The 23,826-nt window shown below is 28.9% G+C and carries 20 protein-coding genes, 2 tRNA genes and 1 pseudogene; 15 read left to right on the top strand and 8 right to left on the bottom strand.

Annotation, left to right across the window (positions count from 1 at the left end; translation table 4 throughout):
• The first annotated feature begins 2 nt into the window (after window positions 1-2).
• The 4 genes from MHJ_RS02540 to MHJ_RS02525 all read left to right on the top strand — a co-directional run bounded on the left by MHJ_RS02540 (window position 3) and on the right by MHJ_RS02525 (window position 4,585).
• Window positions 3-1,376, top strand: a complete 1,374-nt coding sequence (locus tag MHJ_RS02540; protein ID WP_011206310.1) for an MSC_0618 family F1-like ATPase beta subunit — start codon at window positions 3-5, stop codon at window positions 1,374-1,376.
• 562 nt (window positions 1,377-1,938) lie between these two features.
• Window positions 1,939-2,859 carry a Cof-type HAD-IIB family hydrolase gene (locus MHJ_RS02535; RefSeq protein WP_011206309.1) on the top strand — a complete coding sequence of 307 codons (921 nt, stop codon included), beginning with the start codon at window positions 1,939-1,941 and terminating at the stop codon, window positions 2,857-2,859.
• 3 nt (window positions 2,860-2,862) lie between these two features.
• Window positions 2,863-3,948 carry a nicotinate-nucleotide adenylyltransferase gene (locus MHJ_RS02530; RefSeq protein WP_011284227.1) on the top strand — a complete coding sequence of 362 codons (1,086 nt, stop codon included), beginning with the start codon at window positions 2,863-2,865 and terminating at the stop codon, window positions 3,946-3,948.
• Window positions 3,929-4,585 (top strand): 5'-methylthioadenosine/S-adenosylhomocysteine nucleosidase, encoded by a 657-nt coding sequence (locus tag MHJ_RS02525; RefSeq protein WP_014579894.1) that lies wholly within the window; start codon window positions 3,929-3,931, stop codon window positions 4,583-4,585. Before MHJ_RS02530 ends, MHJ_RS02525 begins: the two co-directional genes overlap by 20 nt.
• 29 nt (window positions 4,586-4,614) lie before the next feature.
• Here the strand turns inward: MHJ_RS02525 and MHJ_RS02520 are convergent, their stop codons facing one another.
• From MHJ_RS02520 to MHJ_RS02505, 4 genes are all read right to left on the bottom strand, one after another.
• Window positions 4,615-5,343, bottom strand: coding sequence for a YebC/PmpR family DNA-binding transcriptional regulator (locus MHJ_RS02520; RefSeq protein WP_011284225.1), 729 nt, complete (start codon window positions 5,341-5,343; stop codon window positions 4,615-4,617).
• Window positions 5,343-6,083 (bottom strand): NAD(+) synthase, encoded by a 741-nt coding sequence (nadE, locus tag MHJ_RS02515; RefSeq protein ID WP_011284224.1) that lies wholly within the window; start codon window positions 6,081-6,083, stop codon window positions 5,343-5,345. Before nadE ends, MHJ_RS02520 begins: the two co-directional genes overlap by 1 nt.
• Before the next feature lie 174 nt (window positions 6,084-6,257).
• The gene (ptsP, locus tag MHJ_RS02510) at window positions 6,258-7,994 is read right to left on the bottom strand and encodes a phosphoenolpyruvate--protein phosphotransferase (protein ID WP_011284223.1); all 1,737 of its coding nucleotides are present in this window, start codon (window positions 7,992-7,994) and stop codon (window positions 6,258-6,260) included.
• A 74-nt stretch (window positions 7,995-8,068) separates the two neighbouring features.
• Window positions 8,069-8,983 carry a lactate dehydrogenase gene (locus MHJ_RS02505; protein WP_011206303.1) on the bottom strand — a complete coding sequence of 305 codons (915 nt, stop codon included), beginning with the start codon at window positions 8,981-8,983 and terminating at the stop codon, window positions 8,069-8,071.
• Between the two features lie 180 nt (window positions 8,984-9,163).
• Between MHJ_RS02505 and MHJ_RS02500 the strand changes: the two genes are divergently transcribed.
• From MHJ_RS02500 to MHJ_RS02470, 7 genes and pseudogenes are all read left to right on the top strand, one after another.
• Entirely contained in the window at window positions 9,164-10,945 is a 1,782-nt protein-coding gene (locus MHJ_RS02500; RefSeq protein WP_011284221.1) for an ABC transporter permease, read from the top strand.
• Window positions 10,945-11,662: pseudogene (locus MHJ_RS02495) on the top strand (ABC transporter ATP-binding protein). Before MHJ_RS02500 ends, MHJ_RS02495 begins: the two are co-directional and overlap by 1 nt.
• Window positions 11,662-13,725, top strand: coding sequence for an aromatic motif membrane protein (locus tag MHJ_RS02490; RefSeq protein WP_014579889.1), 2,064 nt, complete (start codon window positions 11,662-11,664; stop codon window positions 13,723-13,725). The pseudogene MHJ_RS02495 and the gene MHJ_RS02490 overlap by 1 nt, the downstream one beginning before the upstream one ends.
• Window positions 13,726-13,729: 4 nt before the next feature.
• Window positions 13,730-14,671 (top strand): aromatic motif membrane protein, encoded by a 942-nt coding sequence (locus tag MHJ_RS02485; RefSeq protein ID WP_011284218.1) that lies wholly within the window; start codon window positions 13,730-13,732, stop codon window positions 14,669-14,671.
• Between the two features lie 152 nt (window positions 14,672-14,823).
• Complete coding sequence (locus MHJ_RS02480; RefSeq protein WP_011206298.1) at window positions 14,824-15,603, top strand: hypothetical protein; 780 nt, start codon at window positions 14,824-14,826, stop codon at window positions 15,601-15,603.
• Between the two features lie 23 nt (window positions 15,604-15,626).
• A complete protein-coding gene (gene trmB / locus MHJ_RS02475; protein ID WP_011284216.1) occupies window positions 15,627-16,232 on the top strand; it encodes a tRNA (guanosine(46)-N7)-methyltransferase TrmB in 606 nt (201 codons plus the stop codon).
• 143 nt (window positions 16,233-16,375) lie between these two features.
• Window positions 16,376-17,755: a M17 family metallopeptidase gene (locus MHJ_RS02470; protein ID WP_044284676.1), complete on the top strand. Its 1,380-nt coding sequence runs from the start codon at window positions 16,376-16,378 to the stop codon at window positions 17,753-17,755.
• A gap of 206 nt (window positions 17,756-17,961) precedes the next feature.
• Here the strand turns inward: MHJ_RS02470 and MHJ_RS03925 are convergent, their stop codons facing one another.
• The 4 genes from MHJ_RS03925 to MHJ_RS03910 form a co-directional block, all read right to left on the bottom strand.
• Window positions 17,962-20,043: a hypothetical protein gene (locus MHJ_RS03925; protein ID WP_237697210.1), complete on the bottom strand. Its 2,082-nt coding sequence runs from the start codon at window positions 20,041-20,043 to the stop codon at window positions 17,962-17,964.
• 593 nt (window positions 20,044-20,636) lie between these two features.
• Window positions 20,637-21,209, bottom strand: a complete 573-nt coding sequence (locus MHJ_RS03920; RefSeq protein ID WP_237697209.1) for a hypothetical protein — start codon at window positions 21,207-21,209, stop codon at window positions 20,637-20,639.
• Window positions 21,193-21,474 carry a hypothetical protein gene (locus tag MHJ_RS03915; protein ID WP_044284675.1) on the bottom strand — a complete coding sequence of 94 codons (282 nt, stop codon included), beginning with the start codon at window positions 21,472-21,474 and terminating at the stop codon, window positions 21,193-21,195. Before MHJ_RS03915 ends, MHJ_RS03920 begins: the two co-directional genes overlap by 17 nt.
• 59 nt (window positions 21,475-21,533) lie before the next feature.
• Complete coding sequence (locus MHJ_RS03910; RefSeq protein WP_011284212.1) at window positions 21,534-22,031, bottom strand: hypothetical protein; 498 nt, start codon at window positions 22,029-22,031, stop codon at window positions 21,534-21,536.
• Window positions 22,032-22,325: 294 nt separating this feature from the next.
• On the opposite strand from MHJ_RS03910, the gene MHJ_RS02445 reads away from it, so the two are divergent.
• From MHJ_RS02445 to rplA, 4 genes are all read left to right on the top strand, one after another.
• Window positions 22,326-22,418: transfer RNA gene (locus MHJ_RS02445), tRNA-Ser, on the top strand.
• A gap of 5 nt (window positions 22,419-22,423) precedes the next feature.
• Window positions 22,424-22,508, top strand: a tRNA-Leu gene (locus tag MHJ_RS02440).
• 114 nt (window positions 22,509-22,622) lie between these two features.
• A complete protein-coding gene (rplK, locus tag MHJ_RS02435) occupies window positions 22,623-23,072 on the top strand; it encodes a 50S ribosomal protein L11 (RefSeq protein ID WP_011206293.1) in 450 nt (149 codons plus the stop codon).
• 1 nt (window position 23,073) lies between these two features.
• Complete coding sequence (rplA, locus tag MHJ_RS02430) at window positions 23,074-23,769, top strand: 50S ribosomal protein L1 (RefSeq protein WP_011206292.1); 696 nt, start codon at window positions 23,074-23,076, stop codon at window positions 23,767-23,769.
• The last annotated feature ends 57 nt before the right edge of the window (window positions 23,770-23,826 follow it).

Raw genomic sequence — 23,826 nt, 5'->3', positions numbered from 1 at the left:
AAATGGTTGGCTATATATCACAGATCTGGACAAACGTTGCTGAGATCAAATTCACAAGTGAATTGGAAAAAATTCAGCTCGAACAAGCATTAGTTATGCATGAAAACCGCACGGTTTTAATTATTAAAAAAATTCTTAATCATAATACTGTCAGGGCGGTTGTAATTGCCAAAGCGGCTCCAATTGCAGTTGGCTCACAAGTAATAAATACTCTTAATTTTTTACAAGTACCGGTTGGTCCTTCAGCAAAAAATCAAGTTTTTAACATTTTAGGGCAATCCCAAAATACACCACAATATCGACCAAGAACAATTCCGATTAACTCGATAATTAATGTTGGAAAAGAAAATTTTAGCATTAGACATAAATTATTAGAGACCGGAATTAAGGCGCTTGATTTTTTTGTGCCGATTTTTGAAGGGTATAAAATCGGGATTTTTGGTGGAGCCGGGGTTGGTAAAACCGTTTTAATGAAGGAAATTATTTTTAATGTTTCTAAACAAAGACAGAAAGTTTCTTCAATTTTTGTTGGTTCAGGAGAACGTTCCCGTGAAGGTCTAGAGTTATTTTTAGAACTAAAAGAGTCAAATTTAATGGCAAAATCAACAATGTTTGTGGCCCAGATGAACGAAACTCCTGGCGCTCGTTCGATGATAGTGCCAATGGGGGTAACAGCGGCTGAATATGCCCGTGATTATGAAAAAGAAGATGTGCTTTTATTTATCGATAATATTTATCGGTTTATTCAGGCAACAAATGAGGTTTCTTCTGCCCTTGAAAAAAATGTTTCAATCGGAGGTTACCATGCAACAATGGCTTCCGATGTTGCTTTTATTCAGGACAGACTTTTTAAAAATGAAAACGGATCAATTACTTCATTTCAAACTGTTTTTCTCCCGATGGATGACCTCTCTGATCCAGCTGCAATTTCACTTTTTACTCACCTTGATTCATCATTTGTGCTCTCCCGTGATAAAATGTCTCGTAATATTTTCCCGGCTTTTGACCCACTTGTTTCAACTTCAAATTCAGTCTCTGTTAATATAATTGGTGAAAGACATTTTAATGCAATTATTGCGGCTAAATCAATTATGAAAAAATATAAGGATTTAGAGGATGTTATCTTAATTTTAGGTTTTGACGAGCTTGATGCCGAGAGCAAAATTATCGTAAGAAAAGCGCTCCAGCTCGAAAACTTTTTCACCCAGAATTTCTTTATGGCAGCCGCGTTTACCAAGGAACCCGGAGTATATGTCCCACTTGAAAAGACAATTGATTCAGTAATCCGTATCATTAACGGTGAATTTTTAGATGTCTCCCCAAGTGAGTTTGCTTTTATAGGTTCAGTTGACGACCTTTTCAAAAAAGAAAGCTAATCAATCTTACCTAATATTAATAAAAAAGCTAATAAATTTCAAAAAATAATAAAAAAGGCCAGAAATTCCTATTTTTCTCCTTTTTTAAAATTTTTGTATTATACCAAAAATAGATTAAATTGTTCCGACTATTAGTTTATTTTTTGATAATTTTGCTTTTAATTCTTTAAAAACTAGCTTGAAAATGTTAATTAAAAAATTTTCAAATTTATTTGGAAATTTTTTAATTTTTGTTATAATAGCGTTATAATAATAAAAAGAATGAAAATTTTTGTTTAAAAGAAGCTAAAATCTTGTTATTCTCTCATCGAAAATTTTTAATTTTCATTAAATTTATTAAAAATAACCGTTTAATAATTAACATTTTCAGCTTTTTTATAATTAAAAACTACAAAATTATTAATTTATTATAAAATGTAGCCGCTTAGATGCAAAAAAAAAAAAAAAAAAAAAAAACTTTTAAATTATCAAGTTTTACTATATAATGTTAATAATAATTATATAACTTTATTTTTAGATTTTTTTGTTATATTTTAACAGATTTATAGTATAATTTTCGAAAATGAAAACCTTAAAAGCCCGTTTTTTATTTGTTTTGGATCTTGATGGAACCGTTTTATCAGATAGTGCAAATTCAGAAATTCATCCTGATACTGAAACAGAAATTAAGCGTGCAATTGAATTAGGTCATATAGTTTGTATTTTAACAGGCCGACCTTGAAGATCAACAAAACCCGTTTATGAAAAGCTCGGGTTAAACACAATTGTCGCTAATTTTAACGGCGCTTTTGTTCACAACCCGACTGATAGTGACTTTGTTCCAATCATAAATTACATAAATTTAAACGATATTTTGTATATAATGGGCGATAAACGGGTTAAAGCTGAAATTTCTAACGTGGCAATCGAAGGTCCAGGATGGGCTAAAATTAAAAAACGCGATAAACAACTTGAGCAAGTTTTTGGATTTAACCATCTTAGTAACTTAAAACCAGGTCTTAATTTTCATAAAATCCCTTTAAAACCGACGTGTTTAATTCTAGATACAAAACCAACAACAAATGTTGCTGACTTTAAATTTTATTTAGAACGACGTTATGGTGATTTAGGTGAATTTTCTGCTTGATCAAAAGGTGAAAATCATACTTTTGTATTTGATATGACAGCAATTGGGGTCAATAAATCAAAGGCAGTTTCAATGCTATCTCGTTATTATAAAATTGATCTTAATAACATTATTTCAATAGGAGATAGTTACAATGATATCGGAATGTTTACGGTTTCAACTATTTCGGTAGCTATGAAAAATTCACCGCCCCAGGTAAAAAAACAAGCAACCGTGGTATTAAACAAAACTAATAAAGAAGGTGGCGTAGGCGATTACATCCGCCGATTTTTAAAAAATCCAGAAAAAGAAATTGCCAAATCAAAAAAAATTAAGGAAATACGTTCCACTGTCACAGTCGGAGCAATTGATTATTAAAAGATGACTTTGAAAAAGATTGCTATTTATGGAGGGACTTTTAACCCTGTTCACAAAGCGCATTTAGAAATTGCTCAAAAAGCAATAGAATTTTTAAATCTTGATAAACTCTTTTTTGTCCCCAATTACATAAATCCGCTTAAGAAGCAAAAAAAAAATATTATTGATCCAAAATTCCGCTATGAGATGCTCAAATTGGTTCAAATTGAAAAAACAGATGTTTGTGATTTTGAAATTAAAGCGAAAAAAGTTAGTTATACAATCGATACCATTAATTTTTTTGAAAAAAAATACCCTAATACAAAGATCTTTTTAATTATTGGTTCCGATAATCTTCGTAATTTTAAATTATGGAAAAATTATAAAGAAATTCTTGAAAAAGTTCAACTTGTTGTTTTTACCCGTAAAAATTATCCAGATTTACGCCAACTCAAACGTTATAACGGTTTAATTTTACCAACGAAATTGCCAAATTTCAGCTCATCACAAATTAGAAAAGGTGAATTTTCCGGTCTTGATTCAAAAGTTAGAGCTTATATAGGTAAAAACTTTCTTTATGCCGAAGAAATTTTAACAAGTTTTTTAGGTTATTCCAAGCGCTTAATTCATTCCAAAAATACGGCCAAACTAGCAAATGAGTATGCAAAAATTAACAATTTGGACTCTAAATTAGCTTATTATGCTGGATTATTTCACGATCTTACAAAGAAATGAACAAAAGATCAACATCTCGAATTTCTAAGAAGTCAAAAAATTTCAGTTAAGAATTTACAAGAATATCAACTTCATCAACTTTCGGCTTCAATTTGACTTAAAAATGTTTATTGTTTACCTTTTGAGCAAATTATTTATGCAATTTCATGTCATACGAGCCTCTGTTTTGAGATGTCCTTATTTGATAAGATTGTTTATGTCGCCGATAAATTAGCCCGCGGTCGGCGGTTTCTAGGAGTGCAAAAATTACGAAAATTAGCAAGACAGGATCTAGAAAAAGCATTTCAAAAATTAGTTGAAATCGCCTATAACAACCATAAAGATTTACCAAATTCACGAGAGCAAAACAAAATTTATGCTAGACACCAAAATTAAATCAGCAATTTTTTATGCCGATACTAATGAAGCAGCAAACTTAGAAGAATTCGGCGCAATTTTGTTAAGAAATATTGAAATTTTTCAAAAAAAAATTGCTGTCTATCGGTATAAAAAATACAATTTTCTTTATATTAATACAGGTATTGGCCTGATTAATGCAGCAATTTTTGCCCAAAAAATTATTGAAGAATTTCCAATTGAAAATCTTATTAATTATGGAGCTTGTGGCGCAAATTTATCAATTAATTTTCCAGAAATGGAAAAACAATTAGTTTTTCCGGAAAGATTCTACCTTTTAGATGCCAAAACACCTTGATATCCGCCGGGTAAACTTCCTAGTGAACCAGAATTTTATGAAAATAATAAAATTGGTAAGAAGTTTAATCTAGGTTCATCAAATAGTTTTATCTTTAAGAAAAAGCAAGTTAAGGATTTTAAATTTGTTCATTTTTTTGATATGGAAGCTTTTGCTTTTGCCCAAACAGCAAGTAAAAATAAGCTAAATTTTTACTGTGTTAAATATTTAACTGACCAGATTGAGAGCAACACTGATAAAGAAATGGTAAATAATTCAATTAAAAAAGGACTAAAAAAGGCTGTTGAGTTCAGTCTTGTTTTACTAGAAAATATATAAATATTAAAAAAATTTGCGTAATTATTAAATTATGCAAATTTTAAATTATGATAAACATTTTGGATATCCTCATCATCAAGAAAATTATCAATTTGGTTTAATATTTTTTCAGTATTTTCTTGATCAAGTTCAACTCATTCATTCGGGAAATAACTAATTTCAACAGCGCGGAAATTAGGGCTAAATTTTTTTTCTATTTCATTTTTTAGTTCACTTATTTTTCGAGGCTGACAATAAATCATATAATTTGTCTCATCACTTTGGAAATCCTCAGCACCATTATCAAGGGAAAAAAGCATTAAATCGTCTTCGTCTAGATTATTTTTTTCAATTTCGAGATAACCTTTTTGTTCAAATAGATAAGGAATTGAGTTTTGTTTGCCAATTTGACCATTTGCCCGCCGAAAAAGCGCTTGTAAAGATGCAATTGCCCGATTTATATTATCTGTAAGAATTACAACAATTACCGAAATTCCATGAGATAACGTTCCAGAATAAATTATTTCTTTAAAATTTTCACCATTACTTGTTGATCCTTCGCCTTTTGCGATAGCCTTTTCAATGTTTGATTTTGGCATTGATTTTGCTCTTGCTTTTGAAATAATTAGTCTAAGGGCAGGATTTGAATTTGGATCTGAGCCGCCTTTTGCAACTGCAACCATAATTTCTTTGGAAAATTTGTTAAAAATTTTTGCTTTTAGGGCATCTTGAGCACCTTTTCGGTGTTTTATGTTTGCTCATTTTGAATGTCCAGCCATTAAATTTCTCCTAATTTTTTTAAAGGACGAGGAATTTGATCCCTTTTATGACTACTTATTTCATGTAATTTTGTAATTTTTGCAGCAATTTCCTTACTTACAAGATTTGGGTTTTCCATAAAAAGATCTAAATCACCATAGCTGAATCCCATTTCGTTTTCATCAGTTTGATTTTCTCAAAGATTTGCACTTGGTTTTTTCTTAATTATTGATTCTGGAATCCCAATTTCAGCTGCCATTTTTCAAACTTGAACTTTAGTTAAATTAACGATTGGTAATAAATCGACCCCGCCATCGCCATATTTTGTAAAATATCCTAGATACATTTCCGAAAAATTATCTGTCCCAAGCACTAAATAATCAAATTCTTGGGCAAATGCATACAAACTAGTCATTCTAAGGCGTGGTTGGATATTTGAATTTGCTAATTTATTTTTTAAATTAAAGCATTTTTTCAAATTTTCAAAGGCTGGTTTTAGATTAATTTCTTTATTTTTAATACCAAATTTTTTAACTAAAAGATCAATATCAACCATATCAGTTATCATATCGCGAATCGGCATTATCAAGCCTAAGTGTGAATCTGGAAAAGCTTTATTTGCTAAAACAGCAACTAAAGCTGAATCAACACCTCCCGATAGTCCAAAAATAACACCTTTTTTCTGGGCTTTTTTAACTTCTTGCCTAATCCATTCAATAAGATAATTAAAATAATTTATTACATCTTGCTTATTTATCATAAACTTTTAAAAGTATATCAAAAACTTATTTTTTTCCAAAGAAAAAAATACGAATTAAAAAAAATTATATTCTAGAGCTAAACCGAAAAATTATATTATTTTTTTTTAAATTTTTCGGTTTTTGATATTTTTTTGTATTTAATATAAAAAAAGTCTTTAAATTTAAGTGCTTTTTTAGTTATGGCGAATTAAATTTAAAGACTCAAGATATTTTATTACTTGCTCTTCAGTTGAAAATTCAAGCGTTTTTTTTGCTATTTCCTGCATTTTTTGATAATTTAGTTCGGAAATTAGTTTCTTAACTTTTAAAACACTACTTGCAGAAACTGAAAATTCATCAAGTCCAAGACCTAATAAAAGCGGTACAGCATTGATATCCCCTGCCATTTCGCCACACATTCCCACTCATTTTCCTTTTGCATGGGCAGCATCAATCGTCATTTTAATAAGTTTTAACAGACCGGGGTTTAAAGTTTGATATAAATAAGCGACTTTTTCATTCATTCGATCAGCGGCAAAGGAGTATTGAATTAAATCATTTGTGCCAATAGAGAAAAAATCAACATGTTCGGCAAACTTATCAGCAAGAATTGCAGAAATCGGAATTTCAATCATAATTCCGATTTTAATGTTGCTTTTTGGAGCAACATTTGGATATTTAGCCTTAATTTGATTATATACCTCATCAAAAACCGCTCTTGCCTGAAAAAATTCATCAAGACTTGCAACCATGGGAAACATAATTGCTAAATTTCCAAATTCAGAAGCCCTTACTAGTGCCCGAAGCTGAGTTTTAAAAATTTCTAATTTATCAAGACAAAGACGAATTGCCCGATAGCCTAAAAAAGGGTTTAATTCCTTTGCAAAATCAAAGTATTTTAAAGTTTTATCGCCGCCGATATCAAGGGTTCTAACAACAACTTTTTTCGGATTTTGACTCTCGATTACGGCTTTATAACTTAAAAATTGCTCTTCTTCAGAAGGCCAATTTGACCTGTCCATATATAAAAATTCTGAGCGAAAAAGCCCAATTTCATCAGCATTTACTTTTTTTGCTGCATATGAATCTTCAACTGATCCAATATTAGCAGCAATTACAACCTTTTTTCCATCAGCACTAGTTGCTTTTTTATTTAAAAATTCTTGTAATTTTTCTTTTTCTGCTTCAAAATTGGCTTTTTGGCGCTCAAATTCTTCAATTTCTTCTTGATTTGGGTTAATAACTCCATAACCAAGATCGCCATTAATTGCTAAAATATCATCATTTTCAACTTTTTCAAGAATATCACTAACACCTAAAATTGCTGGAATTTCTAAACTTCGCGCCATAATTGCTGAATGCGAAGTTTTTGAGCCAATATTAGTTGCAAAACCTTTAACATATGAATTTAGTTGGGCGGTATCTGAGGGCTTTAGATCATCAGCAACAATTATTACATCCTTATCGATTGCACTTAAATCTAAAATATTCAAATTTAAAATATTTTTAATAATTCTTTGTGAGGCATCTTTGATATCAGTTGCTCGAGCCATTAAATATTCATCCCCGGTTTCAAGTAAAAAATTAGTATGATTTTTTGCCGTTTCTTTTAAAGAATAAGCAGCTGAATATCCTTGCTTGATTAAATTGATTGTATCTTCTTTAAGAACAGGATCTGTTGCAATCAAAATATGAGCATCAAGAATTTCGAGCTCATCTTTTGCTAACTTAGTTGCTAATTTTTTAATTTTTTCAATTTGGCTAACAGATTTTTTTACCCCCTCTTCAAAAATTTGAATTTCAGTGCTAATATCCTCAACTTTTTGATCACTAATTTCAATTTTTTGTTCAACTAATTTAAAAACTTTTGCGATTGCAATTCCGCTTGAGGCCCCGATTCCTTTAAATTTATAAGAATTAAGTTTTGCCATCTTTTCCTTCCAGTTTTAAACACAAAAACTATTTACTAAAAAAAATTATATCAAAAAATAATAAAATTTTTATCTTATTTTAATAAATATTTGTCAATAAGCGTGTTTAGTTCATCTTTTTTTCACATAAATTGAATTAATTTTTGCTGATCCTGCTTATTTAGGTTAATATTTTTAGTTTCAATTTGACCTGATAGATCGATTTTGACAGGAATTGTGAAAAAATCATTTTTTATATTATAAAATGATTCAACTCAAGAATTTATTAGGAAAAAACTTTGTTTTTGCTGAAAAATATCTAGTAAAATATCTAGTAAAATTGATGCTAACAGTCAATTTTCTGCCGTTTTTCTAATAATTTTTTCTAAACTTTTTTCATTTATTTTCTGAATAAGTTTATCAAATATTTCATTATTTTTATCTGTTATTTCATTATTTTTAAAATCTTGATTGATTAAAAAACTATTTCCTTGATCTCCAAGGATAAGAAGATTAGCAGTTTTTGCTAGATCAGAATTTGTTTTTTTTAAAAGCATATTAAAATAAATATTTTCTAAAATAGTGCCAATTCCAAAGACTTTTTTCCCTACAAGTCCAGATGTGGAACTAAAAATTTTACACAAAATCGAATTATAATAACCTAAAATAAAAGTAATTCCGTTAAAATTTGAATTCCGTACTAAAAATCCAGTTTTATAAATTCATTCAGCATTTTCGATTGCCTGATCAGTTAAATTCATTCCTGGCGCTTGATTTTGCTTTGGTTCAATAATTAAAATATCAGCTTTTTCCAAATTTTGATAATTTGTGAAATTAATTTTATTCTTATGTCTTCCATAGTCGATAATACTATTAAATTCTTCAATTATTTGATTTAGACGTAAAAAATTATTATCTATTATTAAGAATTCCACCTCATTTCTTGTCAAAATTAGGTTAGAAATTAAATTTATACTCGTATTTGTTATCCCGATAAAGCCAATTATCATAAATTTTTTCCTTAAAAATAAAAAACAGTAACTTTTTGATAATTTATGTTATAATTTCACTTTTAGATATTAATTTTATTTTTTTAAAAGTGGTTTTCCGCTTTTTAATTTAGTAAAAATTTTAAAATTTTACAAATTATTATCTAATATTATACAACAATATTAGATAAGTAGAAGAGGTTGACTTTGTTACAAGTCAGGACAAATATTTTTAGATCTAATCAATATTTTAGATTTCTATTCAAGTTAAGTTTTAAAAAAAAAGTAATTTATGTTTTCATTACTCTTTCCTTCTTAATGACAATGATGCTTGCTTTAATTGCAAAATTCTATGCAACTGAGAAAAGTTTTAGTTTGTTCTCATTTATTATTTTATTTATAAATCTCTCTTTGACAATAATTATTGCCTCTTATATGTTTTTATCAATTTTTAAGGATTTATCAACTTCAAGTGTTGATATAATAACTTTTATAAAACCTTATTCGCGGCAATATTTTATTCTTACAAAACTTTTGTTTTTAACTTTTTTTGGGATTTTATGGTCAGTTTTTATCAGCTTTTTACTTGTTTCCTTTTATATGATAAATTTTAAATATTTAGGTCAGGTAAATTCGCCTTTATTATGAGGTTTTTTATCTTCTTTTTTTTCTTTTATGATTTTTGGGGCAATGACAGCTTTATTTGGCAATAAATTTAGTTCAAAATTATCGCTTTCAATTGCAGTTTTTTCATTTTCTCCTTTTATTCTAATTGGATCTAGTTCAGCTTTTAGTGCAACATCAACTATTAACCGTTTTGCAGAAATTCTTAATTTAGAACATCAAAATTATGATTCAAATACAATTGTAGATGTTGAAAAATTCTACCTTAATCAAAAAAAAGACCAATTTTTCCTTATACCAAAACAAGTAGATAACCCAAATTTTTCAAAAAGGCAAGTAGAATATATCCAACAGGCTTGAAATGATAGCTCAGCTGCAGCTCAAGCTTGACAGGCGGCTTCTTATTTATTGATTCCTTATCAGTTAATTAATGTTTTTGAGCCAAATGATCGGGATGCAATTGAAAATGCAGTCGGAATCCCCGAAAGTTTCCTAAAAAATTATATTTATTCCAATAATTTGGCATCAAAAAAAAATAATTACCTTTTATCTACAAGTCCAGAATTAAAAAAATATAAATTATCGACATCACAGGAAGTTTTTTTAGTCCCGGGATCGCTTAAAAATGATTCCCATTTTGAAAATCTAGAAAACCGCGAAATTATTTATGCAAGTGAAAATGCTGCTAATTTTGCCAAAATTTTACCTCAGGACTCCCAGACTTTTGGTCTTACTTCTGATCTTGTTGGGAAATTAAAGTGAAATTTAATAAAAGAACTTTTATCTTCACCAATTTTTGATAAATTTGCAAATAAATTTTTTGCAAATTTTAGCAATAAAGTAAGTCAGAAAGAAATTCTTGAAAAAATTTCGGATACAATTTCAGCTAATAAAGAGCTTTTGGAACTAAATGATGAAAATACTGCGGTTTTAGCAAAAAAACTTGATATTAAAAAAGTTGAAAATCAAGTCCAAAAAAAAATCTATCTTGCAACTGCGCTAATTTATTGACTTTATTTTAATAGACAAAACACGGAAATACTTGATAATTTTTTAAAAAATGAGCAAAATAATTACGATCCGGGTCCAATTTTTATCAAAATTGATAAAGAAAACTACCAAATCGGCGGCTTTTCCTCATTTAGTTCTGAACAACGAGTGCTTGAGAATAAAGTAATTAAACGTTTTAACTTGTCAAAAAGCAATAATTTTTTATTTCAGCCAGTTTTACAGATGATGGAAATCAAAAGCCACTATCAGGTCGTCTCAAAAAAAATTTATCCAGTAATCTGGGCCCTAATTTCTGCAATTTTATTATTTTTTATCTTTATTATTTATTCAAGAAAGGACTATAAATAATGTCTGATTGGATTTTGGAAGTAGAAAATCTAACAAAAATTTATTCAAAATCAGAAGCAGGGGTTAAAAATGTTAGTTTTAAGGTTAAAAAAAAACCAAATTCATGCATTTATTGGCAAAAATGGCGCGGGGAAAACAACAGTAATTAAGTGCATTGTTGATGCTTATCAAAAATTTTCCGGAAAAATTTTAATTAACAATTTTCTAAATAAGTTACCTGAGGCAAAAAAATTCATCGGTTATGTTCCGGAAAATTCTTTTTTTCCCCGTGAGTTAAATTCTTATGAGTTTTTATATGAATTTGGCCTTTTATCAAAAATGGAACCAGAACTGGTAAAGAAAAAAATTGACTATTATTTTAAATTTTTAAAAATTGAAAATTTAGCAAAATTAAAACCATTTAATTTTTCATCTGGTCAAAAACGCAAAATTATGATAGTCCAATCTTTGATTCATGATCCAGAATTAATTATTTTTGATGAGCCATTTTCTAATCTTGATCCTTCAGCGCGAAATGAATTCCGTGCAATTATAAAAATTCTTCAAAAACAAGGTAAAACAATATTTTTGTCAAGTCATAATTTATATGAAATTGATACATTAATTGATAGTTTGACTCTAATCGACAAAGGTAAGATTTATTATAGTGGTCAAAAAACTGATAGTTTATATAAAATGTATCAAAAATATTCTCAAAATAGTCGTGAAAGTGAATAATGCTAAAAAAAATTTCATTTTTTTTATTAACAGTAACTCCTTTTTTTGGTCTTATTTCTTGTAGTAGTATTTATAAATTTTATGAATTTATTCCCAAAAATGAGAATAAATCCTTATTAAAAAATCAAAGAATTCAGGAATTTGTTGATTCAATTTTTGCTCAAAATGAAGGGCAAAAACAAGACTATATCATAAATCAGATCAACAAAAATGGCCTAAAAATAAGTCAAGAATTAAAATATTCACTTATTTTTTCAAAACCTTATTTTCGTTCGATAAATGATGAATATTTAACAACAAGGGAAAATGCAAATTATACAATTCATTCATATCTAGCAAAAAATTGACTGTTTTTATTAGAAAATATTGAAAAATTATCATTTATTTTTAACCCTTATCAAACGCGTTTTTTAAAAAATCCGCAGGAGCTTGAGGTAGAAAAAATCAAAGATAAAACAATAAAAATTTCTAATAAAAATTTTGATTTTATCAAAATTAATTCTGGCCAGAATCAATTTGAGATAAATAATGTTTATTATTTAATTTTTGATAAAAATAAATTTATTAGATTCACTGTTTTTGGCTCAAAATCAGAACTTAAAACTAAATTAGATTATAATATGTTCTATCTTGATGAGGAAATTCCTGATAAATTTTTGTTTATAAATAGTCTTGAAAATTGGATTAACGAAAAAGAGAAAAAATACTTCCAGAATAAATTAAAAACAGCAAGGGAAAATCTTGAAGATGAATTCCAGGAGCAAAAATCGCTAATTCAACAAGAAATTAAACCCGAAAATACTGATGAAAATCTAGAAGATGAAGAGGAAGATGAAGCTGGTTATTGTAGCCTTGAAAATCCGGAAAAATGTAGTAAAGAGCAGCTTGAATTTTTGCAATCCCTGCAAAAAAAACCAACTTTTCATAAGGTTGGTCAAATAAATAGCAATATAAGCTTAAATTTAGTAAAAAATTCTGAAAAATTAGAAAAAGACGCTGACCAGACACGGCTTGAGAACGAAAAAGCCAAAGAAAAACTTAAAGAACTTGAGATCGAATACCAAAATCAGCTTGAAAATCTTGAGACAAAAGTAGAACAAGAAATTCTTAACGAGAAAAAAGACCTTGAAAAATCAAACTTTTTTACTAACATTACCTCTGATATTTCTGATTTTAACAGTCCTTTTAAATTTTATAAATACAGTTTATACTCAATTGATCTTGAAAAAAGTCTAGAAGAAGAAAAGAAACTCAATAAAAATACAACTCCAAAATCAACTTATCTCGATAAATATAATTCTTTTGTTGATAAAAAACTAGAGATTAAAAAAAATAATGAAAAAATAGAGGAATTTAGTACGCGCCGAGTTTATGAATATATTTTTAATGCAATCTGAAAAAATAACGATAAAGAAAGAATTTCTTTCCTAAATAATTATCATAGTAAGCAAAATATTGAAAAATTAGAAAAAGACTGGAAATTAATTAACCAAAAAATGGCTAGTATAAACAGAAATGAAAAAGATTTTGACTTAATTATTGCCGAATATAAAAATTTTGTAAGCCAAAATTGACTTTTTATTCTCGAAAGACTTGATAAAATTAGTCTTACATTCCATAAATGATACACTTTTCCTGATCAATTTAATGAAGTAACTGGTAAAAAAGTTGGTCATAGTCCGGAATTTAAGGAATATGTTAGAAATCAGGAACCACTTTTTGAGCCTTTTTTTTATGCAAATAAATTTCTTGAATCAATTGCTGAAGGCGATACATCCTTAATTCTTACCACCTTTAAAGATCTTTATATTCTAAAGCAAAATACATTAATTAATTTAAAGGTGGATATATCAAGCAAAATTCCAAAAGTTACTTTAAATCCTTTTGTTTTTTATTTTCCCAAAACAAAAAACAAAATTTCAATAAAAATTCTTACCGAAATTTTCCACCAAGCTTTATACCATCAATCTCAAGAAAGCTATAATGATTTTGAAAAAGATTTTGTTGAAAAATTTCGCTATAATTTACCAGCACAAATGATTATAAGTGAGAAATTTAGTTAATAAAATGAAAAAGTTAAAAAAATCACTGTTTTTTGGTTTTATACCATTTTTTAGTAGTCTATTTTTGCTAAGCTGCGCAAACCAAGTAAATTTTTCGGATTTTTTAAAAAAAAAATACCAAAAATTTGCTATAATTAGTTCTACAGAAAAAAATATTGCCCAACCTTTCTTTGAAAATAGTATCATTTTAGAACTGTTAACAAAAATTTATCCAAGTCAGGATTCAAAAAAACAACTAATTAGTCGAATAAAAAAAATTGAAACTGAAAAAAATATCCTTGATTTAGCTTTTAAATTAAATTTTTATAATCCAATAAATCCCTGACCTGGAAATTCAAGTGGTACAGCTTTTGGTAATAGACAGGAAAATCCGCTTTTATATGAAAAAGCAAAAAGATCATTTAATGATTTATTCGAAAATAATTGACTCTGGTTATTAGCCAATCTTCAATCAGCGATTTTTGTTCGTGGACTAGCAGAAATTGATCAATTTCAACAACAAAATGAGGATCTTAACATAGATCTGAAAAATCAAGCACTCAAAAATAGTTTTTATCTGCCAAAGTCCAATAAATTTAACGATATAGTAATTGTAAAATTAGCAAATGAATCCAAAAATACTGAAGGAAACGGCATTGAAAATTATAAAATTTTCTTATTAAATGAGGAAAATTACATTTTCACATTTAATATGCAAGAAGAATATAAAAATAATAAACTAATTAATACAAGAGTAAATCTAAGTCCTTGAATTCGAATATATCCAAAATTCCTAAACAAAACAGTCGAAAAATTCCCGCTTGATGAATATGCCCGGATTATTTCAAACTATCGAAGCGGAATTTCAGGGGTTAATATTTCACTTGTTGAAAAATCAATTTTTGAGGAAAATCAAGGAGGAAGTCCTTATTATTATACGTTAGTCGATTTCCAGAAAAAAGAATAAAAAAGGTAAAATAAAAAAAGATAAAAAAAATATTTTTTTTATATCATTTTTTTGTTTTTATTGTATAATTTCAAATCGATAGGTTAAAATTGATTTTTAAATTCTTTCAAAAACCATAATTTTATCTGTATTCGCAAAAAAAAGGAGAAAAAATGCCACGTTTAGACAAAAAAAGAAAAGATGGCCTTTTACAAAGTGATGCATTCTATAACGAACTTTTGCTTGGTTTGTTTGGTTTTGGCTTCTGGTATTTAGGTAGATTTAGTCTTGCAATAATTAGATTTACTTTTACAATTGTTGGTCTTTTAATGATTTTTATTTCCCAGATGATGTATTTAGGATCGTCTGCACAAGATGAGATTAGAAACGATGTTTATATTCTAACAATTACTGGTGGAGCGATTCTTGGACTTTCATTACTTTGAAATATTATCACTTTAATTATGATTTATACCGGCGATTTGCGGGATGGTAAGGGCGTAAAAATTATGCATTGAGGAACTGAAATTGAAGAAAATCCTGCAATGGAGGAAGTTGAGGAACTTGAGGAACCAGTTGAAGAACCTGCTCCAGTTTTAGCAATTGAACCAGAACCAGTTTTTCACGAACCTGAACCATTAGAATTAGAGGTTGAACCTGAACCATTAGAACCTGAGCCACTAATTGAACCAGTTTATTTTGAACCAGTAGTTGAACCGGAACCTCTTGTTGAAATTGAGCAGAATTACGAAATTGCCCGTCAAATAGATATGGTTAATACCGAAGAGGTTCAAATTAGTCAGTTAGAGGCGATCACCGAGGTTGAAATCCCGGTTGAATACACTTTAAAACATATTCACCATACAACATTTACAATCGAAGAAATCGAAAGCGGAATTGTTGATGAACATTTTGAATTGCGTGGTCAACACGATTTAAGTTGTCATGCATAGTTTAAAATATAAAATTTTTTAATATGCGTCTAAGAAATATTCCTGATGCGCTTGAAAGAATTCAAAATCAGAATTTACTTGTAAAAACACCCTGAAATATTGATGATTCTTGAATAATAGAGATTGGAATGGGTAAGGGTAAAATGATAAGTCAACTTGCCTTTGATAATCCCAATAAAAATTTTTTAGGCGTTGAAAAGTATCCTTCTGCCGCAGTTAAAGCAATAAAATATGTAAAAAAATATAATTTAAGTAATTTTTTTATCCTCATAAGTGATGCTAAAGATTTATTAGACCGGATAAAAGGAAAGGCAAGCACAATTTGGCTTACTTTTCCTGATCCATGACCAAAAAATCGTCATTACAAACGCCGCTTGACTTACAAAGATTTTTTGGAAATTTATGCTAATTTATTAGTAAAAGATGGTATTTTAAAATTAAAAACTGATAATTTAAAATTTTTTGAATTCTCAATTGAATCTTTAAAAGAAAATGGTTGAAAAATCACTTATCAAACAAATGATTTGCATAATTCTTTAGTAAATAGCAGCAATATCAAAACAACTTATGAGGAAAAATGAGTTAATTTAAATTATAAAATCCATTATCTTGAAGCTATTTTTATCTAAACCTATATTTTTAAATATAGGTTTAACTTTTTTATTAGAAAAAATATTTTAAAAAAATATTTCTAATTTTTTAACTTTTTTGTGTTATAATTTTATTTACTGCATTGCTATTAAAATGTATTACTAGGACTATCAAAGTTAGTATGAAAAATTTTTCTGAAATTTTTATCAAGTATTCAAATAAATTTGAATCCAATCGAATAACCATTGAACCAGCTTATTCTGATTCGCAAATTCCAATGTTGATAAAAGAAGATTTAGCTATTACCGAGTATCTTGGGCAAAAAAAGGCTTATATTAATTTAGGCTCCCGCTCAAAAGAATTAACTCCGAACCGTTTTCGCAAAATTGCTGCAAAATTAGGTCATTATCCCCGTGATATGCAAATTAATTTTGATAAATTTCCAAATTCTTTCTTGAGATATTTAATCGAAGTTATTGCTTTTCAAAGATCTGATATCTTCTCGCTAAGAGCCGATTATGCTAAAAATCGAGCTAAAAATCGTGATATTTTAGTGGTTTCAAGTTATTTAGATGAACTAAAACCGATAATTGATAAATACCAAATAATTAATAACAGCGTCAATTATGCCCGTTATTACCAAAATATGCCCCCTAATATGGCAAGTTCTGAATTTCTTGCAAGCGAGATTCAGAAGAAAATGAACCTAAATCCAAAATTAACGGTCAAGGTTTTAGGCGAAAATGAAGTGCGAAAATTAGGAATGAACCTGCTTTTAGCGGTCAATAGAGGATCAACTTATGATGCTAAATTAGTAGTGATTTCTTATGAAGGGCTTCCAGGATCACAATATAAAACTGCTTTTATTGGTAAAGGAATTACTTTTGATTCAGGTGGTTATAATATCAAAACTGGCATGTATATGAATGATATGAAAATTGATATGTCAGGAGCGATAATCTGTGCAGCTGCAATTGATGCCTTATCACAATTTAATCCCTTAGCAAATGTTGTCGCTGTTTTACCACTTACCGATAACCGTCTTAATGGCGATGCAAATACGCCCGATGCAGTATGAAGATCAATGAATGGTAAAACAGTTGAGATTAATAATACTGACGCCGAGGGTCGGCTCATTTTAGCAGATGCAATCACTTATGCGATTAGACAAGAAAAAGCAAGTGAAATTATTTCGATTGCAACTCTGACAGGAGCAATTCGTATTGCTTTAGGGGAAACCTTTACTGGAGCTTTTGCAAATGAGGAAAAAATTTGAAAGAACTTTAACGAGGCATCAAAAGAAGCCGGAGAACTAATTTGAAGAATGCCTCTTCATCAGGATTTTGCCCAAAATATCCGTGATTCAAAAGTGGCGGATTTAAAAAATACTGATTTTTCCGGCAAAGCCGGTTCTTCTTCTGCCGCAATGTTTCTAGCTGAGTTTGTCGAAGATAAACCGTTTATTCATTTGGATATTGCCGCGACTGCTTTTGTCAAAAATACCCCAACTGGTGTTATGGTTAGGTCTTTAGTTGAATATATTTTAGCAAAGCAAAACTAATTCTAAAATATTTTTTTAGTTTAAAAAAGAAACCTAAAGATTTTTTTGTATCTTCAAGCTACTTTTTGTTTAACTTATAACTTAAAAACTAAAAAAAGTACGTGTTGAATTTAACTTTTTTTAGTTTTTATAAGATAAAAACTGTGTTTGTAACCTTAATTTTATTAAAATTTTTAATATTTTAGCTTTTTTATTTATATTATAACTTATTTTAAAAACTCATATTCAAATAAAATTGGTACAATTTTATCAAAATAATATTTTTTCAATTTAACCTTTAAAGTTTCAATATTCCCATTTAATTCAGGATAGTCATAAATATATTTATTCGATTTCCGGTTAGGGATTAAAGTTTTTGTATTTAGTTCTTCATCGATCTGATAAAGTCCGTATTTAAAGTGTTTTTCGTAATTTTTGGTTTGTGCCGCTTGTTTAAGAATTATTTTTCAGATCTCTAAAAGTTCCTTTTCTTGATCGTCAAAATCATAATTTCTAAGACTTTTTAGAGCTAAAGTTTCTTTTTGATTAAGATCATCAAGGCATAATTCATTTAAATAAATAGTTGAATTATTTAAATCTGGATGGGCTAGACTTCTGATATGATTAGTTAGACTCAGGCTGACAAAAAATAGGTTTGAAAGCAAAAAACGTTCTAATTTATAGTGTTTTTTGCTTTTTAGATCTTGTAAAAACCGGTTAAAACCATCCCCTGATTTAACAAGATAGGTATTTTCTCATCTACCATCCATTATTTTAAAAATTCCGGCACTAAAGGCGATAAGGCCGACTAAAAAATTATTTTTATGCAATCAAAAACCATGTTCGTTATAAGTTTTTGCTCTTACTAAAGCGACTGTGGCAGGCCCTAGAGTAAAAGCATCCCCCCTTAGATAAGCAATAAAATGATCATTGTCCAAATTTTGTGGCGGGCCGTACAAACTTTTGCCAGTTTTTGTGCTAAAACGACCGTTATATTCGCAAGAAAGTCCTTTTTCAGGGACGACTCTTTCGGGATTTTCGCTTTTTCATTTATAAATAGTTTGACTAAACATTTTTTTAGTTTTTTTAATTTTTACTGTTTTAATGAAGGAAATTTCATTTTTTTCTTGATCAATATCAAAAACTTCAAGATCTACTTCATTAAATTCTGCCTTTTCATATTTCCACCAAATTAGGCTCACAAATCCTGGACTTGCATGAAAATGTTTTCTGTTAAACCCAAAACCGCCACCGATTTTATAGTTAGCTACATTCTGCCACTTAAAATATTTTACTGGCGAAAAGACAATTAAAGCATCGCCTTTTTTTCTGATATAATATTCAAAAGCTGATCAGATAAAATAGTTGGCAAGTTCGTTAAATTCCGCTCCTTTTAAATGGCTAATTTTTTTTGCTTCTTGTACAACATAGTTATTTTTTCAGGATTCCCTGGATTCTTTGGCAGTTTTTAGCTTTTGCTGCTCAATTGCAGTCGGCTCGACATAAGGTGGATTTTCAAAGATAATTATTGAACATTTTGGGTTATCAACATATTCTTTAATAATTTTATTATTAATATACTCAAAACTTAGGGCATTTGCTCCACTTACCAGTCCTTGCAAAAAAGTATTTTGATCCTCAACTGGTGGGATTATATGTCTTACTTTATCTCCTAATTTTTCAAGTAAAACTTTGTATTCATAATATTCATAAGTCGAAATGATCGTATGTGAAAGTTCTTCATTAGTTAGTCACTTTTCAAGATTGCCAGTTCCGGCGCAACGGTCTAAAATAATATAATCATTTCCTGCTGGAATTTCGGCAATCGCTTTTCTTAGAAGCTCATAAGCTTTTAAAACATAAGGTTTTGGAGTATAAAAAGCGCCTAAATTTTTCTGCTGGATCTTGGAATTTAGCTGATCCATTAAATATTCAAAACGAATGTTTGAATCTTTTTGATAAGGATTTATGTAGTTTTTAAAAAGATTTGGGGTTCTGATCTCGCCTAAAACTCGGGTCAAACCGGTATTATCGCCGATGAAATCTTGCTTATTTTTCCCGGGATTTTCACTAAAAAACTTTTTCGCTCAGCCGACAATGCAATTTTCATCGATGTTAATTTTGACAAAATTTTGCTGTTTTAAGTAAAAAATTAGTTTTTCTTGTTCTTCAGGGTGGGCTAAATTTAGTTCTACAGGCTCGATTTTTGTATAAAAATCCAAATTATTAGTACTTGAAGCACCGATATAAACAATTTCAATCTGTTCTAAAAAGTCACTTGAATCATAAAAAAATGCCTTATTTTCCATTAGGGAAATTAGGAAAATGTTTTTTGGAACCGGAATTCCTTTGATTCGCAAACGGGATAAATATTTGATTACCTGAAATAAAGTCGAGTTTAAGTTAGTAATATTTAACTTAAATTCGAGAATATTTCCATTAATAATTCCGTCGGTATAATTATTTTGTATTTGATCAATTGAAAGATTTTTATCAACTCTTAGAAAATATGTATTATAAAATTCTGATTTAAGAGCACGTTCACCTTGCTCTCTCTCTCTCTCTCTCTCTCTCTCTCTCTCTCTCTCTCGGCCAAGGCAGTATTTTGGTTAAAATCCATAAAAAATCCTTTAAATTACGATGTTTTTTTGAAAAAAATTATTTTATCCTTTAAATTCAGAATTAAATTATACTATAAAATGCAAAAATAACAGTTTTAATAGGTTCTTTTTAAGATTTTTTTACGATTTTTGGAGTAATATTGTCTTATAGACATAAAAAATGTTTTACAAAATTAAAAAAATATGAACAATATTAGGGCTCAAATTAAGAAATTTTGTGTCCTTTTAAGTACTTTTTATTTTTTTTGAGCATAAATAGTTTAAAAAAAATAAAAATTAGGTTATTTTTGCGCTTGAACCCAACCACTATCATTTTTATTTCTTAAATCAATTATAAAAGTTTGTCCTCCACTTGCCCGATTGAAAGCGCCAACTTGTGGCTTTGGAATTATGTTTAAAACTTTTTTAATTTCAGCTCTTCACATATTTCTAGCCGATTGCATTCTTGCCATTGAGGGATTAAATTGAGCATAATTATTTTCCCAAAAATCAAAAATATACTTAGCTTGCTGTTCTGTCAACGGCGTTTTGGGAAAACTTTTTTTAAATAAATCAAATTGTTTTTTATCTGTAAATTTATAGTTATAAATACGATTTTTGGCTGCATTATAACTGGCTTTTGTTTGGCTCGATTCGTTATTTATTGGTGGGTTTGCCAGGATCTTAAGATCTTCTTGAATTCCTTTTAGGATTGTATCTACTTGTTTTTGATTTTGATCAATAGGCGTTTGGATTTCTTGATTGTTAGTTTTTTCTTCTGATTCTTCCTTAATTTGTTGTTGTTTTAGTGGAACTTTTATAATTTTTTCTTGTTTTTGTTCCTTTGTTAGTTCAGTCTTAATTTTTTTTTTCATTTACTGGTGTTTCTAGTGGTTTTTCAACTTTGGGAGATTTTTGCACTAAAGGTTGAGCAGATAAAACCGGTAAAATCGGTGGTTTTATTACTTTTTCTTTATATTTTTCCTGGTTTTGTTCAGGTTTTTTTATTACTATATCTGTTTTTGCAGTTGAAATTTTTGTATTTTCTTTGTTTTTTATTAATTTATTACCTAAAATTTTTGGCTCGGGAGGTTTTGGTTTTGTAATATTTTTTTCTTTTTTGTTTTTTTCAGGGATCACAATAGCAACATCTTCTTCTTTTTTTACTTTAGGATCAATGACTTCTGGAGTTTTTTTATTTAGAAGTGAAAGGTCAGGTTGTTTTTTTCTTGAATTTTTAAAGGTTTACTTTTTTGATTATTTACAACTTCTTTTGGTTTTTCTCCTTCAAATTCTTTATCCTTAATTAAAATTTTTTGGTTTTTATTTGGTTTTGGAGCGACTTGTGGTATAATTTGTTCTTGTTTATTAGAAATTATAATTGTTGTTGGTTTAAGTTTTTCTGGGTTTTCTGTTTTTTTAATTAATTTTTCTGGTATAATTATTGGTGCTTTTTGAATTTTAGGAGCTTGTTTTTCTTCCTGTTTTTGTATCGGTTTTTCAGGAATTTGATTTAAACCATTGGTCTCTGAAGGAGAAAATGGCTTAAATTGACTTTGAATTTGTACATTTTCCCTGCTTGTTTTTATTTCGCCTAAATTTGAAACTGAATTTCCCGAGACAAAATAAACCGTAGTTCCAACTGAACCTGCAACAATTGGAGTCAAAGATAGGGCCCACTTAAAAGATCGACGCATTTTTTCCTTATTTTATTTAATTTATTTTCTTTATTTTCTTTATTTTATTTATTATTTTATTTACAATTTAAAATCAAAACTCAAAATTTAAACCAAAAGTTTCAGAGAAACTTTAACCTTATAAATTATATCACAATTTATTAATAATACTTTAAAAAAGCTAAGATAAAAAAAAAAAAAAAAAAAAAAGAAAAAAAAAAAAAAAAAAAAAAAAATGGTTGGGAGTTTTAAAAGTGAAATAGTTATTTTTAATTTTTTATCTTTTATGATATAATATTATTAATACTAACTTTAGGATCAGTACTCAAGTGGCTGAAGAGGATATGTTGGAAACGTATTAGGGGTCTCAACGGGCCCGCGCAAGTTCAAATCCTGTCTGATCCGCCATTAATGCTCTCGTGGTGAAATTGGTATACACGTTAGATTGAGGTTCTAATCCGGAGACGGGTGCAAGTTCAAGTCTTGTCGAGAGCACCAAATCAAAGTTTAAAAAAGAAATTTAGTGTTAAATTTTTAAGTTTTGATTTGGTGAAAAGAAGTTAAATGTTACTAAGAAAATCTAAATTTTAAAAGAAAGAAGGTTGTTCTAAAATGGCAAAGAAAAATGTTGTCCGGGTTGCTAAATTGCAATTTAATGCCGGGCAAGCAAAACCTGGCCCAGCCCTTGCAGGTCTTGGGATTGTTATGCCAGAGTTTACCCGAAAATTTAATGATGAAACTAAAAATCGCGGAGATGAACCGGTTCCGGTAAAAATAACTGTTTTTAAGGACAAAAGTTTTGAATTTCAGTTATTTACTAGCCCAACATCTTATAAAATTAAGCAGGCAGCCAAAATTGAATCAGGTTCTAAAAAATCAAAAACTGAAAAAGTAGGAAAAATTACTTTTGACCAATTAAGAGAGATAGCGGAATATAAATTACCTGATTTAAATACCGAAAATCTCGATAAAGCGATTTTAACAGTTTATGGTACAGCAATGCAAATGGGCGTTGAGGTTGAGGGAATTGAAGAATTTATCCAAAAGCAAGGAGGAAAATAAAATGAAAAAAGTTTCAAGAAATTTACTCCAGGCACGACAAATGGTGGATAAAAATCGTTTTTACAGCCTCGAAGAGGCGATGGAATTAGTCAAAAAAACTTCCTATACAAAATTTTCTGGCTCTGTTGATTTAGCAATTCGTCTAAATCTTGATACACGAAAAGCTGATCAGCAACTCCGTGGAGCCGTGGTTCTTCCTCATGGAACGGGAAAATCTGTTCGGGTTTTAGTGGCAACTGATTCTTCAGAAGTTGCTGCAAAATCACTAGAGGCTGGTGCTGATCTTATTTACTCAACAGCAGAATTAGAACAAAATCTTAAAATTGATAATTTTAATTTTGATGTAATTGTTGTTGAACCCAAATTAATGCCAATTTTAGGGCGTTATGGAAAGAAATTAGGGCCAAAAGGACTAATGCCAAACCCAAAAACTGGAACTGTAAGCCCTAATCCTGAAAAGGCAGTAGCCGAAATTAAAAAAGGAAAAGCAAACTACCGCGCAGATCGATACGGAATTATCCACTCGCTAATTGGTAAAACTAATATGGAAGTACCCCAACTAGTTGAAAATGCTAATACACTTTTAAGACTAATTAAACGGCTAAAACCAAATACGGTTAAAGGAAATTATTTCAAAAATCTAACAGTTTCAGCTTCAATGGGCCCCTCAATAAAGATTCGTTTTGATAATTTATAGCAGTTAGTATTCTAAAGGAAAGAAAAAAACTTTGAAAAAAGTTTTTTTTATGTTTTA

The organism is Mesomycoplasma hyopneumoniae J (genome assembly GCF_000008205.1).
GTDB lineage: Bacteria > Bacillota_I > Bacilli_A > Mycoplasmatales > Metamycoplasmataceae > Mesomycoplasma > Mesomycoplasma hyopneumoniae.
Note: the sequence above shows the minus strand (reverse complement) of the source record. Positions and strands in the feature narration are given on the sequence as shown.